Origin of the sequence: Xanthomonas bonasiae (assembly GCF_014836395.1) — a bacterium.
GTDB classification, from domain to species: domain Bacteria; phylum Pseudomonadota; class Gammaproteobacteria; order Xanthomonadales; family Xanthomonadaceae; genus Xanthomonas_A; species Xanthomonas_A bonasiae.
Genome location: NZ_JACSQX010000026.1, coordinates 1 through 15,876, shown reverse-complemented (window position 1 = coordinate 15,876; position 15,876 = coordinate 1). Strand labels below are relative to the sequence as shown.

General features: G+C 68.3%; 9 protein-coding genes and 1 pseudogene. All 10 read left to right on the top strand.

Features of this window, described 5'->3' with window-relative positions:
* Nucleotides 1-321: pseudogene (locus H9658_RS22660) on the top strand (methyl-accepting chemotaxis protein); the annotation flags it as partial.
* Between the two features lie 492 nt (nucleotides 322-813).
* Nucleotides 814-3,393 (top strand): HAMP domain-containing methyl-accepting chemotaxis protein, encoded by a 2,580-nt coding sequence (locus H9658_RS22655; protein WP_191827033.1) that lies wholly within the window; start codon nucleotides 814-816, stop codon nucleotides 3,391-3,393.
* 237 nt (nucleotides 3,394-3,630) lie between these two features.
* The gene (locus H9658_RS22650; RefSeq protein ID WP_191827032.1) at nucleotides 3,631-4,131 is read left to right on the top strand and encodes a hypothetical protein; all 501 of its coding nucleotides are present in this window, start codon (nucleotides 3,631-3,633) and stop codon (nucleotides 4,129-4,131) included.
* Nucleotides 4,128-6,392 (top strand): methyl-accepting chemotaxis protein, encoded by a 2,265-nt coding sequence (locus H9658_RS22645; protein ID WP_191827031.1) that lies wholly within the window; start codon nucleotides 4,128-4,130, stop codon nucleotides 6,390-6,392. The genes H9658_RS22650 and H9658_RS22645 overlap by 4 nt, the downstream gene beginning before the upstream one ends.
* A gap of 304 nt (nucleotides 6,393-6,696) precedes the next feature.
* Nucleotides 6,697-9,402, top strand: a complete 2,706-nt coding sequence (locus H9658_RS22640) for a methyl-accepting chemotaxis protein (RefSeq protein ID WP_191827030.1) — start codon at nucleotides 6,697-6,699, stop codon at nucleotides 9,400-9,402.
* 58 nt (nucleotides 9,403-9,460) lie between these two features.
* The gene (locus H9658_RS22635) at nucleotides 9,461-10,243 is read left to right on the top strand and encodes a flagellar brake protein (RefSeq protein WP_179564451.1); all 783 of its coding nucleotides are present in this window, start codon (nucleotides 9,461-9,463) and stop codon (nucleotides 10,241-10,243) included.
* A gap of 258 nt (nucleotides 10,244-10,501) precedes the next feature.
* On the top strand, nucleotides 10,502-10,993 hold the full coding sequence (locus H9658_RS22630; protein WP_145700030.1) for a chemotaxis protein CheW: 492 nt from the start codon (nucleotides 10,502-10,504) through the stop codon (nucleotides 10,991-10,993).
* A gap of 202 nt (nucleotides 10,994-11,195) precedes the next feature.
* Nucleotides 11,196-11,576, top strand: a complete 381-nt coding sequence (locus H9658_RS22625) for a hypothetical protein (protein ID WP_145700032.1) — start codon at nucleotides 11,196-11,198, stop codon at nucleotides 11,574-11,576.
* A gap of 102 nt (nucleotides 11,577-11,678) precedes the next feature.
* Entirely contained in the window at nucleotides 11,679-14,060 is a 2,382-nt protein-coding gene (locus tag H9658_RS22620) for a methyl-accepting chemotaxis protein (RefSeq protein ID WP_179564449.1), read from the top strand.
* 179 nt (nucleotides 14,061-14,239) lie between these two features.
* A partial coding sequence (locus H9658_RS22615) for a cache domain-containing protein (protein WP_191827029.1) occupies nucleotides 14,240-15,876 on the top strand: 1,637 nt, incomplete at its 3' end.

The following is a 15,876-nucleotide window of genomic DNA, read 5'->3' as shown; positions in this document are numbered from 1 at the left end:
ATCGAACAGGTCAACCAGACCGTGACCCAGATGGACGAAGCGACGCAGCAGAATGCTGCGCTGGTGGAAGAAGCCACCGCTGCGGCACGCTCGATGGAAGAGCAGGCGCGCGAGCTCACCGAAACCGTCGCGGTGTTCAAGATCGACGATGCTCCGGCGACGACGGCACCGGCGAGCCGGCGCCAGGCGATCAGCGCACCTTCCGTGTCCGCAATGGTCAAGGCACAGGTGTCGGCAGCGACCCGCACCGTGCGCGCCGCACCCAAGCGTGCGGTCGGCGCTGGCGCCGCCGCTACCGATACCAGCTGGCACGAGTTCTAAAGCCCTGCCATCGGAATGCCCACGATCGCCATGCCGTTCCGGCATGGCGATCGTCGTTGTGCCTGCCACGCGCAGCGCGAGCGCCTCCAGACTCGCGCTCTGCAGCGGTCGCTTGGATTCCCGCGCAGCTCACGCCGATCGCCGGCAGTGACGGCACCGCCCCGGAATCGGCCCACCGTGTCGGATCGAGCGCCACGCCCAGTGCCAGGCGATGCAACGGCGCTGTAACCATGCGCTCACAGCCACGCGACAAACTCGATCGCCGGCTGACTCGCACGCCGGCCACGTTTCAACAATCCAGCCCGCGCGCCGTTACTGCATCGACACCAAGCCGCTTCCGCAAGCAGTGATCGCCATGAAGCATTCCCTATCGCGCTGCCCACTGCCTGCATCCGTGCGCGCCGCGGATCCGTATCTGCAAGCAGACGATGCCATTCAGTCGCAATCGCGCGCTGCTTGACCTGTCGCCACCACGACGCTCAGAGACTTTTCATGTCACAACAGGTTCCCCAGGCCGCTGCCGGCCATCCCCGCTCCGCCCTCGGGTCGCAGCGCGTCTTGCGTGCCTGGCACGATCTCGCCATCGCCAGGAAGCTCAGCATCATCGGCATCCTCGTCCTGCTCGGGCTGGCGATCCCGGTCCTGCTCTACAGCGACAAGCTCAACGAAAGCGTCGGCATCAGCCGCAACGAACTGCGCAGCTATGCGCCGCTGCGCGAAATGCTGTCGCTGCTGGCGGCGCTGCAGGCCGAACGCGTCGAAACCGGCGCCGCCGCCGCCGCTGCGGCACGCGCTGCGGACCGGTCCCTGGCCGATCTGCAGCGCACCGTTGCGGCGCTGCCCGGCTTCGAAAGCAGCGACAAGGCCTTGGCGCGCTTGCGCCAGGCGTTGGCAAACGGACGCGGCGACAGCGGCGCGGTCGGCGAACAGGCCGCTGCTGCGCTCGATGCGCTGCGCGACGACAGCCAACTGGTCTATACCCCGTATGTGGAGAGCTATCACCTGGTGGTGGCCAGCCTGATCTACGGTCCGGATACCAGCGAAGCGCTGACCCGCCTGGATGCGGCGGCGGATCCGTCGCAGGCCGGCGCGGATGCGCCGGTGCTGCGCGAGCAGATCGCGCAGATCGCGCGCGACCATGCCCGGCTGCGCAACGAAATGGAAAAGGCGGTGGGCCTGCTCGAGCAACCGGATCCATCGCTGGCCGCCGCCGTCGCGACCGAAGCAGGCCACGCCGACGACGCCTTGCAGCAACTGTCCGCCGCGCTGGACAGTGGCGCGCCCGATGCCGACCGCCGCTGGAACCGCGCGCTCGACGCCTGGGGCCATGCGCTGCAAGCGCTGAGCGCGACGTCGTTGCAAGCGCTGCAGCGGCAGTCGGCACGGCACCTGGCCGACGCGCGCAGCGCGATGTGGTGGACGATCGCCGGGTTGAGCCTGCTGACGCTGCTCATCGTCGCCTTGTGCGTCCACACCCTGTCGGTGCTGACCCGCAACGTCCGCAACGCCGCCAGCGTCGCCGCGCAGATCGCGCAGGGCCGCCTGGATACCGCGATCGCGGTGTCCAGCCGCGACGAAAGCGGCCAGTTGCTCGCAAACATGCAACAGATGCAGCAGCAACTGCAGCGCGTGCTGGCGGCGCAGGTCGAGATGGCGCGGCGCCACGACGCCGGCCAGATCAGCTACCGCATGGACGAAAGCGCCTTTCCCGGCGACTACGGGCGCATGGTCCGCGACAGCAATGCGCTGGCCGCGGCGCATATCGCCGTCACCCTGCGCCTGGCGCAGATCATGGACCGCTACGCGATCGGCGACCTCAGCGAGGACATGGAGCGCCTGCCCGGCGAGAAAGCCGCGCTGACCGCGACCATGGACACGGTCAAGCAGAACCTGACCGCGATGAACCGCGAGATCAACCAGCTCGCCGCCGCCGCCGCGGCCGGCGACTTCAGCGTGCGTGGCAACGCCGAACGCTTCCAGTACGACTTCCGCGCCATGGTCGACAGCCTCAACCGGCTGATGGCCACCGCCGACGGCAACCTCGACGCGCTGTCCGCGATGCTGCAGGCCATCGCCGCCGGCGACCTGACCGCACGCATGCACGGCGACTTCAACGGCGTGTTCGCGACCATGCGCGACGACGCCAACGCCACCGCCGAGCAGCTCGCCGGCATCGTCGGCCGCATCCAGAGCGCCGCATCGAGCATCGACAGCGCCTCCAGCGAGATCGCCGCCGGCAACGACGACCTGTCGCGGCGCACCGAGCAGCAGGCGGCCAGCCTGGAAGAAACCGCCGCGTCGATGGAAGAGTTGACCTCCACGGTCAAGCAGAACGCCGAGTCCGCGCGCCAGGCCAACCAACTGGCGGTGGGCGCCGCGTCGGTCGCCGCACAGGGCGGCGACGTGGTCGGCCAGGTGGTGAGCACGATGAGCGGGATCGAGGCCTCGTCCAAGAAGATCGCCGACATCATCTCGGTGATCGACGGCATCGCCTTCCAGACCAATATCCTCGCGCTCAACGCCGCGGTGGAAGCGGCGCGCGCCGGCGAACAGGGCCGCGGTTTTGCGGTGGTCGCCAGCGAGGTGCGCAGCCTCGCCCAGCGCTCGGCCAACGCCGCCAAGGAAATCAAGCGCCTGATCGACGACTCGGTCGGCCAGGTCGCCAACGGATCGACCCTGGTGCGCCAGGCCGGTGAGACCATGAGCGAGATCGTCTCCTCGGTGCAACGCGTCACCGACATCATGGGCGAGATCTCCGCCGCCTCGCAGCAGCAGTACGCCGGCATCGAACAGGTCAACCAGACCGTGACCCAAATGGACGAGGCGACGCAGCAGAACGCCGCGCTGGTCGAGGAAGCCGCCGCCGCGGCGCGCGCGATGGAAGAACAGGCCGGCCAGCTCACCGAGACCGTTGCGCTATTCAAGATCGACCCGACCCATGCCACGCCATCGCCGCGGTCCCGCTCCGCTGCGACAACCAAGGCAGCGGCAAACGCGCCGGCCTCGGCGACCGAACGCAAGCCGCAGCCCGCGTATGCCAGCCACGGCAGCGCGGCGATGGCAGGGCCGTAACGCACCCTGCCCAACGGCGCCGGACCCCTGCGCCGACCCGCACCGGCCGTGGAGCGTTCCCGCGGCCGAGGCGGTCCGCGTCGCCACCCGGGCGACGGCGGGTCGGCGGCGAAGGCCTGGGGCAAGCGCCCTGCCCTGCTTCCGGCATCCGAATCGGCAATCGCCTAAAGCCAGCCGGGTTCCCGTCGATAACGTGAAGAGCCGGTGATTGTCGGCGCAGCGCCCATCGGGGGGCCCATGCACGATGCCACCATCGCCGAGGCGAATCGTCCGCGCCGGCGCTCGCCATTGCCCGTCGGCATGCTGTTGCTCGCCGTCTGGGCCGCGTGGTCGGCGGCCAGCCTGGCGTACCTCGCCAAGCCGTCGTCCGGCGCCAACGCCGACACCATCCGCCGGCAATTGCAGGCCTTCGCGTCCTCCACGCCGCCGCGCGGCCAGGCCGTGGCGTTCCAGTTGCGCCTGGCCGAATGCGGCTGCACGCCTCGCGGACCCGCGCCCTTGCCGCCGGGCCTGCTCAACATCGACCTGGGCGACCGGCCGGCGCCCGAGGCGCTGCCCTACCCGCTGATCGTGCTCGCTGCCGACGGTCGCCTGGTCTACGCCGGCCCTTCGCACATCGAGGGCTGCGGCGCCGCCATTCCCGCCGCGTCATTGCTGCCGCGCCTGCTCGCGGCCAGCAATGCGACGCCGCTGATCCTTCTCACCCACTGTGCATGCCCAAAGGAATCATCCGCATGAGCGCCGCCACCACCCAGGGAAGCTTTCTCGTAGGCAACGAGCGCTACGTCTATCTGCAGAAACTGGCTGCGGAGGCCGACCGCCTGTTCCTGGCGGTGGCCGCGTTCACCGCCATCGTCAGCCTCGCCGCCGCCTGGCGCCAGGACGTGTGGACGCCATGGCTGGCGGTGACGCTGCCGACCCTGGCGATCATCGCCCTGCAGGTGAAGCTCTATCCCGGCACGCTGCTCAGCCGCTGCACCGTGGCGCTGGGCCTGATGGTGCTGGCCGCCGTGCTGATCCAGCAGGCCGGCGGCATGGCCGAAGTCCACTTCGGCGTGATCGTGCTGATCGCATTGCTGCTGTACTACCGCGACTGGCGGCCGATCGTGGTCGCCTCCGCCGCCATCGCCGTCCACCACGTGCTGTTCTTCTGGCTGCAGCATCGCGGCCTGCCGCTGCAGGCATTCGCGGCCGACGCCGGGATCGGCATCCTGGCCACCCATGCCGGCTATGTGGTGGCCGAAGCCGGGATCCTGGTGGCGATGGCGGTGCAGATGCGCAAGCAATTGCTGGACGTCGGCCACGACCCGCGCGACCTGGCGCTGCTGGCGCGCGCCATGGCCCGCCAGCAACCGCTGCCGGCCTCGATCCGCGGCCTGACCCTGCCGGAAGGCTCGATCGCCCATACCCTGGTGGTGGCCAGCGAGCAGTTGCTGAGCAGCCGCGAACAGGACGCGGAGATCCAGCGCGAGGGTCTGCGCATCCGCACCGCCCTGGACAACGTCACCGCCAACGTGATGATCGCCGACGCCGAGCGCAACATCGTCTACGTCAACAAGCCGCTGGCGCGGATGCTGTCGGCGGCGCAGGAAGACATGCGCCGCGAGCTTCCGGGCTTCGATGCGGACGCCCTGCTGGGGCGCAACATCGACATCTTCCACAAGCGGCCCGAGCACCAGGCCAAGCTGCTGGCGGCGCTGCAGCAGACCCACACCGCGCAGATCCGGGTGGGCGGGCACACCATGCGCCTGATCATCAACCCGATCGTCAGCAGCGCGTCCGAGCGCCAGGGCTTCGTCGTGGAGTGGGCCGACCGTACCGGCGAAATCCAGGTGGAAGAGGAAGTGACCCAGATCGTGCGGGCGGCCGCCGCCGGCGACCTCGACAGCCGCATCGGCCTGCACGGCAAGCAGGGCTTCTACCTGCTGCTGGCGCAGCAGCTCAACACGCTGCTGGACAACAACGCCGACGGCCTGGCGCGGATTTCGCAGTTGCTGTCGGCGCTGTCGCAGGGCGACCTCACCGCGCGCATGGACGGCGATCTGCATGGCGTGTTCGCCCGCATCCGCGACGACGCCAACGCGACCGCGACCCAATTGGCAACGATCGTGCGCCAGATCCAGGGCGCCTCGGATGCGATCAATACTGCCGCCGGCGAGATCGCCGCCGGCAACGACGACCTGTCGCGGCGCACCGAGCAGCAGGCCGCCAGCCTGGAGGAAACCGCCGCCTCGATGGAGGAACTGACTTCCACGGTCAAGCAGAATGCCGAATATGCGCGCCAGGCCAACCAGCTCGCGGTGGGCGCCGCCTCCGTCGCCTCGCAGGGCGGCGACGTGGTCGGCCAGGTCGTCACCACGATGAGCGGCATCGAGGCCTCCTCGAAGAAGATCGCCGACATCATCAGCGTCATCGACGGCATCGCCTTCCAGACCAACATCCTCGCCTTGAATGCCGCGGTGGAAGCGGCGCGTGCCGGCGAACAGGGCCGCGGCTTCGCCGTGGTCGCCAGCGAAGTGCGCACCCTCGCCCAGCGTTCGGCCACCGCCGCCAAGGAGATCAAGGGCCTGATCGACGCCTCGGTCGGCCAGGTCGCCAACGGCTCGGCGCTGGTGCGCCAGGCCGGCCAGACCATGAGCGAGATCGTGTCCTCGGTGCAGCGCGTCACCGACATCATGGGCGAGATCTCCGCCGCCTCGCAGGAACAGTCGTCCGGGATCGAGCAGGTCAACCAGACCGTCACCCAGATGGACGAGGCCACGCAGCAGAACGCCGCGCTGGTCGAGGAAGCCAGCGCATCGGCGCGGGCGCTGGAGGAACAGGCCGGGCAGCTGGCCGACGCGGTCGCGGCGTTCAAGCTGTCCGACGCGGCAACGACCGCCACGCTGCGCGCGCATCCCGCCGCAGCGCCTCGCCCTGCCAGCAAGCCGGCCGCGTTGTCCGCAGTGCGCAGCGCACCGATCGCCGTCGCCACGGGCACCGAGTTGCGCGAGTTCTGATCCCGCGCAGCGCAGCCGCCCGGCCAGCCGCACACCGACACCCCGCGCTCACCGGAGCGCGGGGACGCATATCGCTTCGACGCGCATGCGTCGCCATAGCAAACGTAGTTGCCGCAGGGGCTGGGGGGAGCCTGCCGGCTTCGCGAATGTCCCGATCATGTCCCCAACTGTCTCGAGACAGGCCGAAATGCAGGGAAAACTGCCTGCAACGGGCCACTATTCGGTCAATTTTTCGTCATCGCCGCCGATAGGATTTCACGCGCCGCTCACATAGGCGCCCTATCTCGTCCGCATAGGCGTTGCCATGAAAAAATTCAGCCACCTCTCGGTCGACACCAAGCTGTCGGCCCTGCTCACCATCGCGGTCAGCGCCGCGCTGGTGTTGCTGGCCACCCTGATCTACCGCCAGTCCGCCAGCAGCCATGAGACCCAGGTACGCAAGGAAATCGAGTCGGCCACCACGCTGATGAATCAGTCGGTGGCGATGTACGACCGGGTGCTGAGCGAGGAAACCGATCGGATGGGGCAGATGTTCGCGACCATGCTGCCCGCCGGCGCGGCGCAACTGGAGCCGGCCAAGACGGTACAGATCGGCGACGTGCAGACGCCGACGCTGCGGCTCGGGCCGCATGTGTTGAATCTGGATTTCGCCTCGGTGGACCATTTCGCCGACGCCAGCGGCGGCGTGGCGACCGTGTTCGTGCGCAGCGGCGACGACCTGGTCCGGATCGCGACCTCGCTGCACGACCAGTCCGGCGCGCGCGTGGTCGGCACCGTGCTGGACCATGCGCATCCCGCCTATGCGCTGCTGCTGCAGAACAAGCCCTACACCGGGCCGGCGCATCTGTTCGGCAACGACTACATGACCCATTACCAGCCGCTGCACGACGCGCAGGGCAACCTGGTCGGCGCGCTGTTCGTCGGCCGCAACTACACCCAGGGCCTGGCCGCGCTGCAGGAACGCCTGCGCAGCACGCGCATCGGCGAAGACGGCCACTTCATCGCCGTGGACATGCACCCGGCGCGGCGCGGGCAACTGCTCGCGCACCCGGTCTCCAAGGCCGCCAACGTGGAAGCGCTGGTGGTGGAGGCGGACAAGCCGTTGCTGCAGGCCTTGCTCGAGGGCAAGCAGGCCAGCGCCACGCTGCGGCTCAAGCGCGACGCGACCGCAGATGCGGCGGCCGAGTCGTTCCTGGTCACCGCCCAGGCCTACCGGCCGTGGCAATGGGTGTTGCTCGGCGCGCAGCCGCGCAGCGCCATCGAGGCGCCGCTGCAGGCCTTGATGCGCAGCATCCTGGCGTTCTCCGCGTTGATGCTGGTCGGCTGCGCGGTGCTGGTGTTCGTGCTGGCCCGGCGCATGGTGTCGCGGCCGCTGGCGGTGATCGAGCAGGTGGTCGGCGACATCACCGCCGGGCGCCTGGAAAGCCATATCGAGGTCGGCCACGGCCAGGACGACGTCGGCCGGCTGCTGCACGGCATGCGCCGCATGCGCGACGATCTGCGCGAACGGCTGCGCACCGAGCGCGTGGTGGCGGCGGAGAATCTGCGCGTGCGCGTCGCGCTGGACGATGTCAGCACCAACGTGATGATCGCCGACGCCGATCGGCGCATCGTCTACGTCAACCGTCCGCTGGTGAAGATGCTCGGCGACGTGCAGGACGACCTGCGCCGCGACCTGCCGCACTTCGACGTGCAGAAGCTGATCGGCAACACCATCGACGTATTCCATCGCCACCCCGAACACCAGGCGCGCCTGCTGGCCGAACTGAAGACCACCTACCGCGCGCAGATCCGCGTCGGCGGCCGCACCATGCGCCTGATCGTCAATCCGGTGATCGACGGCGACGGCAATCGCCTCGGTTTCGTCGTCGAATGGGCCGACCGCACCGACGAGGTGAGCGTGGAAGAGGAAATCGCCGGCATCGTGCGTGGTGCGGTGGCTGGCGACCTGGGCGGACGCGTGCGCCTGGACAACAAGCAGGGCTTCTTGCTGCAGCTGGCCGAACAGATCAATGCCCTGCTGGAAGCCAGCGCCTCCGGCCTGGGGCATATCCAGCACATGCTGCAGGCGCTGTCCGAAGGCGACCTGTCCACCCGCATCGACGCCGACCTGCAGGGCGTCTACGCCAACATGAAGGACCACGCCAACACCACCGCCGAGCAACTGGCGACCATCGTGCGGCAGATCCAGGGCGCTTCGGATGCGATCAATACCGCCGCCAGCGAGATCGCGGCCGGCAACGACGACCTGTCGCGGCGTACCGAGCAACAGGCCGCCAGCCTGGAAGAGACCGCCGCCTCGATGGAAGAACTGACCTCCACCGTGAAGCAGAACGCCGAACACGCGCGCCAGGCCAACCAGCTCGCGGTCGGCGCCGCCTCCGTCGCCACCCAGGGCGGCGACGTGGTCGGTCAGGTGGTCACCACCATGAGCGGCATCGAGACCTCGTCCAAGAAGATCGCCGACATCATCAGCGTCATCGACGGCATCGCCTTCCAGACCAACATCCTGGCCCTCAACGCCGCGGTGGAAGCGGCGCGGGCCGGCGAACAGGGCCGCGGCTTCGCCGTGGTCGCCAGCGAGGTGCGCACCCTCGCCCAGCGCTCGGCCGGCGCGGCCAAGGAGATCAAGGGCCTGATCGACGAATCGGTCGCGCGCGTCAGCGAAGGCTCGGCGCTGGTCGACCGCGCCGGCCGCACCATGCAGGAGATCGTGTCCTCGGTGCAGCGCGTCACCGACATCATGAGCGAGATCTCCTCGGCCTCGCAGGAGCAGTACGCCGGCATCGAGCAGGTCAACCAGACCGTCACCCAGATGGACGAGGCCACCCAGCAGAACGCCGCGCTGGTCGAGGAAGCCACCGCCAGTGCGCGTTCGATGGAAAGCCAGGCCGGCGAGCTGGCGCGTGCGGTCGCCTCCTTCACACTGGACCAGCGCCCGCCGGCCGGCGCCGCGGGAAACATCGCCACATTGCATCCAGGCTACAAAAAAGCCGGTCACGGCCGATAGCATCGTGGGACGGGCGGAATGCGCCGCCCCGCCCCATCCACGATCGCATTGCCCACCCATGGCCGAAGGCATTCCCAGCGACTCCCCCGAACCGTCTCCGCACGAGGCGACGGAACAGGACGACCGCTTCCTGCTGACCAACCCGCGCCAGATCCGGCAGCTGCTGCAGTCGCTGATCAACCAGCGCTCGCAGATCAGTGCGCATCTGGGCGGCCGCGACCAGTCGTTCTCGACCGCGCTGCTGGAACTGGACGAGCACAGCCTGCTGCTGGACCTGAGCGTCAACGAGGCCAGCAACCGCTCCGCCGAGCACGCCGAGTACCTGCTGTGTTTCGCACAGCTGGACAAGGTGCGCCTGCGCTTCCGCATCGCCGACCTGGAACGGGTCGACAGCGACGGCACGCCCGGCTTTCGCGCGCCGCTGCCCGATTCGCTGTACTACCTGCAGCGCCGCGAGCACTTCCGCCTGGAGACGCCGATCACCGAATCGCCGATGTGCGTACTGCGGCTGGACGATGCCAGCCCGCCCACCGAACTGGTGCTGCGGGTCATCGACATCAGCGGCGGCGGCCTGGCGGTGGCGCTGGTCCCCGGCCAGCCTGTACCGGAACAGCGCCAAAGCTACCCGCGCTGCGTGCTGCAGTTGCCCGACGCCGACGCCATCAAGCTGACCCTGCAGGTCTGCAACATGTACCCGCACAAGCTGGCCAACGGCCAGGACACGCTGCGGGTGGGGCTGCGCTTCGCCGACCTGCCGCGCGGCGCCGACGCGGCGATCCAGCGCTACATCTTCCGCATCGAGCGCCAGCGCAGCGCGCGCAAGAGCGGCGTGCTGTCCTGAACGGCGCCTCGACCATGCACCACGCATCCTGCAGGAGCGGCTTCAGCCGCGACCGGGGCGCTACCAGGAAAGTCCAGGTCGCGGCTGAAGCCGCTCCTGCAGGCAACGCTTTCTATATGTCTGTCTCGGATGCATCAGGCCGGCCAGGACGGTTACAGGGACCGCTAAAGTTCTGCCCCACCACGCCGATCTAGTGCAAGAGCCGCATTTCCCGCTTCCCGCCATCCCTCCGCAATCCGTGCGCACCAGGAGCACACGATGAACGACAAGAACACCTCTGCCTCCGGCGCCACCGGCGGCGAATTCCTCAGCTTCACCCTCGGCGAAGAGCATTACGGCGTCGACATCCTGAAGGTGCAGGAAATCCGTGGCTACGACTCGGTCACCCGGGTGCCGGACGCCCCGGAGTACATCAAGGGCGTGATCAACCTGCGCGGCACCATCGTGCCGGTGATCGACCTGCGCCTGAAGCTGCGCCTGAAGGAAGCCCGCTACGACGCCTTCACCGTGATGATCGTGCTCAACGTCGAGGACCGCGTGGTCGGCATCGTCGTGGACAGCGTCTCCGACGTGATCCCGTTGAACGAGGACCAGATCCGGCCGACGCCCGAATTCGGCGCCGCGGTGGACACCCGCTTCATCTCCGGCATCGGCACCCAGGACGACAAGATGCTGATCCTGCTGGACATCGAGACCCTGCTCGACAGCGCCGACCTGAGCCAGCACGCGCACGTCGACGAAGCCGCCTGAGCCGGCTCGAGCCGCGGCCGCGCCGCGGTTCCGCACGCAATTCCCGACCCGCCGTCCATCGGCGGGTTTTTTCTTTCGGAAATGCGAACTGCTTATCACTTGCGCCGGTCAAGTTCGTCGTTACCACGCCGATAGCTGATAGGTGGCCCGATCAAGCACCTGGGCCGACCTCTTTCGCCCACCCCTAAAGGAGTTTCCCCCGATGAAGCCGAGCTTTCCCCTGCTGCTGGTCCTGCTGCTTGCCGCCAGCCCGAGCGCCTTCGCCCAGTCGCAGCAGATGATCCCGCCGGAGATGGCGGCCCGCTTCGTCGGCAAGGACGGCATGGTCTGCGGCAAGGTCGAGAAGGCCAAGTACGCGCAGAACTCCGAAGGCGAGCCGACCTTCCTGTACATGGGCGGCATGTTCCCGCGCCACACCTTCTCCGCGCGCATCGCCGGCGCCGACCGCGGCAAGTTCGGCTTCGCGCCGGAAACCCTGGAAGGCAAGGACGTGTGCGTGATCGGCAAGATCGAACGCGACAGCTCGCGCGCCGAGATCCAGGTCAGCGCGCCGTCCAGCCTGAAGCTGGCCACGATCAAGTAAGACGAAGCGTCGCCGCGCCGGAGCCCTCGCGCTTCCGGCATGGCGGCGCTTTTGTTTTTTTGGTGCTTCGCCGCCGTCGTCGAACCAAGGGGAAATGCGTTCATGCAGTGGATAAAGAATCTCAAGTTGATGCCGAAGCTGATGCTGGCGTTCGGTCTCGTACTCGCCATCATGTTGGTGCAGGGATTGGCGGCCTACAACGGCCTGCACTCGCTCAACGGCGTGGCCGACGGCGTTTCCAAACAGGTGGTGCCCAGCGTGCGCACCGGCGGCGAGATGCGCGGCATCCTCGGCGAATACCGCAATGCGGCCTACCAGAGCCTGATCCGCAGCAGCGATGCACTGAAGAAGGAATCGGAGGCGCGCAAGGTTGCGCTGGGCAAGCAGTTGGACGATATCCTGGCCAAGTACCCGCCGATGATCGGCAGCGAAAAGGAACGCGAGATCTACAAACGCACCGTCGCCGACTGGAAAAAAGCCGGCGACTCGTACAAATCGGTCGACGAGATGCTGCAGCTGGAGCTGCACGACGATGCGATCGACACCTTCACCAGCGAGACGCGCACCCTGCACAACAAGGTCGTGGCCGACGTGATCGACCTGATCGCGGAGAACAATCGCCAAGCCGAGGTCGCCGCGAACGCCGCAGCCAACACCTACGGCAAGGCCTCGGCCACCCTGCTGGTCTGCCTGCTGATCGGCGTCGCCGGCGCGGTGGGCCTGGCCTGGCTGTTCGGGCGCATGCTGGCCACCAACGTGCGCGGCGCGGTCAAGATCGCCAATGAAGTCGCCGCAGGCAAGCTCGACGGGCACATCGACGCCAGCGGCCAGGACGAGATCGGCGAACTGATGCAGGCGCTCAAGCGCATGCAGCAGGACCTGCGCGAGCGCACCGAGCGCGACGCGGCCGTGGCGTCCGAGAACCTGCGCATCCGCACCGCGCTGGACAACTCCTCCACCGGCATGTTCATCGCCGACCTGGACTACGCCATCGTCTATGCGAACCCGTCGATGCAGGGCATCGTCGACAAGTACGCCGACCAGATCCGCAAGGTCGCTCCCGCGTTCGATTCGAGCATGCCGCTGGTCGGTTCCTCGCTGTCGGTGCTGGAATACGGCAACCAGATCGACACCCGCACCGTGGCCGCGATCGAGAAGCATGGCGTGGCCGAACGCGAGATGGCCTACGGCCATGCCCGCATCGCCCAGATCGTCTCCAGCATCCGCGACGCGCACGGCAGCCATGTCGGCTTCGTCTGCGAATCGCGCGACCGCACCGTCGAGGCCCAGGTCGAAGAAGAAGTGGCCAAGATCGTGCAGGCCGCCGCCGCCGGCGACCTGTCCGGGCGCGTGGCCACCGACGGCAAGCAGGGCTTCTTCCTGCAGCTGGCGCAGCAGCTCAACGGCCTGCTGCAGGCCAACGGCGACAGCATCGGCGAAGTCTCCAAGCTGCTGACCGCGCTGTCGCAGGGCGACCTGACCGCGCGCATGCACGGCGAGTTCGACGGCGTGTTCGCGACCATGCGCGACGACGCCAACGCCACCGCCGAGCAGCTCGCCGCCATCGTCGGCCGCATCCAGACCGCTGCGATCAGCATCAACGCCGCCGCCGGCGAGATCGCCGCCGGCAACGATGACCTGTCGCGCCGCACCGAACAGCAGGCGGCGAACCTGGAAGAAACCGCCGCGTCGATGGAAGAACTGACCTCCACGGTCAAGCAGAACGCCGAGCATGCGCGCCAGGCCAACCAGCTCGCGGTCGGCGCCGCGTCCGTCGCCTCGCAGGGCGGCGCCGTGGTCGGCCAGGTGGTGACCACGATGAGCGGCATCGAGACGTCGTCGAAGAAGATCGCCGACATCATCTCGGTCATCGACGGCATCGCCTTCCAGACCAACATCCTGGCGCTCAATGCCGCGGTGGAAGCGGCGCGTGCCGGCGAACAGGGCCGCGGTTTCGCGGTGGTCGCCAGCGAAGTGCGCACCCTAGCCCAGCGCTCGGCCAATGCGGCCAAGGAGATCAAGGGCCTGATCGACGCCTCGGTCAGCCAGGTCGCCAACGGCTCGGCGCTGGTGCGCCAGGCCGGCCAGACCATGAGCGAGATCGTGTCCTCGGTGCAGCGCGTCACCGACATCATGAGCGAGATCGCGGCCGCCTCGCAGGAGCAGTCGTCCGGCATCGAGCAGGTCAACCAGACCGTCACCCAGATGGACGAGACCACCCAGCAGAACGCCGCGCTGGTCGAGGAAGCCACGGCTGCCGCACGCTCGATGGAAGAACAGGCCGGGCAGCTGACCGAGGCCGTCTCGATCTTCCGCGTGGAACAGTCGCCGGCCAGCGCGCCAGCACCGCGCCATGCGCAGGTGCACTCGATCCGCACGGTGGCGAAGAAGCCGGTCGCGGTGCCGTCGGGCAAGCCGGCGCTGGCCACCGGCAGCAAGAAGTCCGTACCGGCCCTGGCCGATTCGGACTGGCAGGAGTTCTGAGGCGCCGGCAGTCGCGGCCTTCAGGCACGTCCCGATCCCCGGCCCCGCGCCGGGGATTTTTTTGTCGGCCACCCCCGGTCCCGGCCACGGCGGCTCGGCCGGGCCCGCGCGGGTTTGTCTCAATTTTGTTACCGCCGCGCCGTTAAAGCCTTCGAGAACCACTCGAAGGTGTCCATCCAATGTCGTATCCGTCGCTCGTCGCTCGCCTGTCGGATCTGCCGCTGCGTCGCAAGTTCGTCTGGCAAACCCTGCTGCTCGGCAGCGGCATCGTGCTGCTGGCGATCCTCGCCGCGCGCATGCAGTACGTGGATATCCGCAACACCCGTGAGCAGGCGTTGAAGAGCCAGATCGAACTGGCGATCGGCGTGGTCCAGGCCTACGCGGCCAAGGTGGAGGGCGGGCAGATGCCGCTGGACGAGGCGCAGCGCACCGCGCTGGCCACGCTGGAGTCGATGCGCGCCCGCGACGGCGTGGACTATTTCTACGTGCACGACATGCGTCCGACCATGCTGATGCACCCGACCCGCCACGACCTGGTCGGCAAGGACATCGGCAACGTGCTCAGCGCTGACGGCAAGCCGATCTTCCGCCAGTTCGCCGCGGCGGCCGCGGCCGGCGGCGGCTATGTGGACTACCTGTGGCCCAAGCCGGGCAACGACAAGCCGGTCGAGAAGGTGTCCTACAACGCGCCGTTCAAGCCCTGGAACTGGGTGATCGGCACCGGCGTGTACATGGACGACGTGCAGGCGCAGGCGCTGCTGTTCACCGGCGTGATGACCGTGGCCGGCGGCGTGCTGGTGCTGATCACCTTCGGCATCAACTGGCTGATCGGCAGTTCGGTGCTGGTGCCGGTGTCGCGCACGCTGCAGGCGATCCGCGCGGTGTCCCGCGGCGACCTGAGCGTGCGCATCGACAATCCCGGACGCGACGAGACCGGGCAGATGCTGCGCGCCACCGGCGAGATGATCCAGATGCTGGAACGCTTCTCCAGCGAGACCGCGAAGATGGCGGTGCTGCACGCCGACAAGGACATGTCGCACCGCATGCCGCAGGACTTCCCCGGCGTGTACGGCGAGCTCAGCAAAAGCATCAACACGATGATGTTCGAGCACCTGGACGCGATCGTCGACGCGATCGCGGTGCTCAACGAATACGCCAACGGCGACCTGCATCGCGATGCGCGGCGCCTGCCCGGCAGCCGCGCGGTGCTGCACGAATCGATGGACGCGGCCAAGGCCAGCCTGCTGGCGATCAACACCGAGATCAAGCGCCTGGCCGCGGCGGCCGCCGCCGGCGACTTCAGCGCCCGCGGCGATGCGACGCATTTCCAGCACGACTTCCGGCTGATGGTGCAGGACCTCAACGCGATGATGGAGGTCAGCGACCACAACCTGGGGCAGTTGTCCACGCTGCTGCAGGCCATCGCCGCCGGCGACCTGAGCGTGCGCATGCAGGGCGAGTTCCACGGCGTGTTCGCGACCATGCGCGACGACGCCAATGCCACCGCCGACCAGCTGGCCGACATCGTCGGCCGCATCCAGACCGCGGCGCTGAGCATCAACACCGCGACCACCGAGATCGCCGCCGGCAACGACGACCTGTCGCGCCGCACCGAGCAGCAGGCCGCTAGCCTGGAAGAGACCGCCGCCTCGATGGAAGAGTTGACCTCGACCGTCAAGCAGAACGCCGAGCACGCACGCCAGGCCAACCAGCTTGCGGTCGGCGCCGCCGCGGTCGCCTCGCAGGGCGGCGACGTGGTCGGCCAGGTCGTCACCACGATGAGCGGCATCGAGACCTCCTCCAAGAAGATCGCCGA

Coding starts and splice junctions, on each gene's coding strand:
- H9658_RS22625 (WP_145700032.1), top strand. CDS start 11,196: ATGAAGCCGAGCTTTCCCCTGCTGCTGGTCCTGCTGCTTGCCGCCAGC.
- H9658_RS22650 (WP_191827032.1), top strand. CDS start 3,631: ATGCACGATGCCACCATCGCCGAGGCGAATCGTCCGCGCCGGCGCTCG.
- H9658_RS22635 (WP_179564451.1), top strand. CDS start 9,461: ATGGCCGAAGGCATTCCCAGCGACTCCCCCGAACCGTCTCCGCACGAG.
- H9658_RS22620 (WP_179564449.1), top strand. CDS start 11,679: ATGCAGTGGATAAAGAATCTCAAGTTGATGCCGAAGCTGATGCTGGCG.
- H9658_RS22655 (WP_191827033.1), top strand. CDS start 814: ATGTCACAACAGGTTCCCCAGGCCGCTGCCGGCCATCCCCGCTCCGCC.
- H9658_RS22640 (WP_191827030.1), top strand. CDS start 6,697: ATGAAAAAATTCAGCCACCTCTCGGTCGACACCAAGCTGTCGGCCCTG.
- H9658_RS22630 (WP_145700030.1), top strand. CDS start 10,502: ATGAACGACAAGAACACCTCTGCCTCCGGCGCCACCGGCGGCGAATTC.
- H9658_RS22645 (WP_191827031.1), top strand. CDS start 4,128: ATGAGCGCCGCCACCACCCAGGGAAGCTTTCTCGTAGGCAACGAGCGC.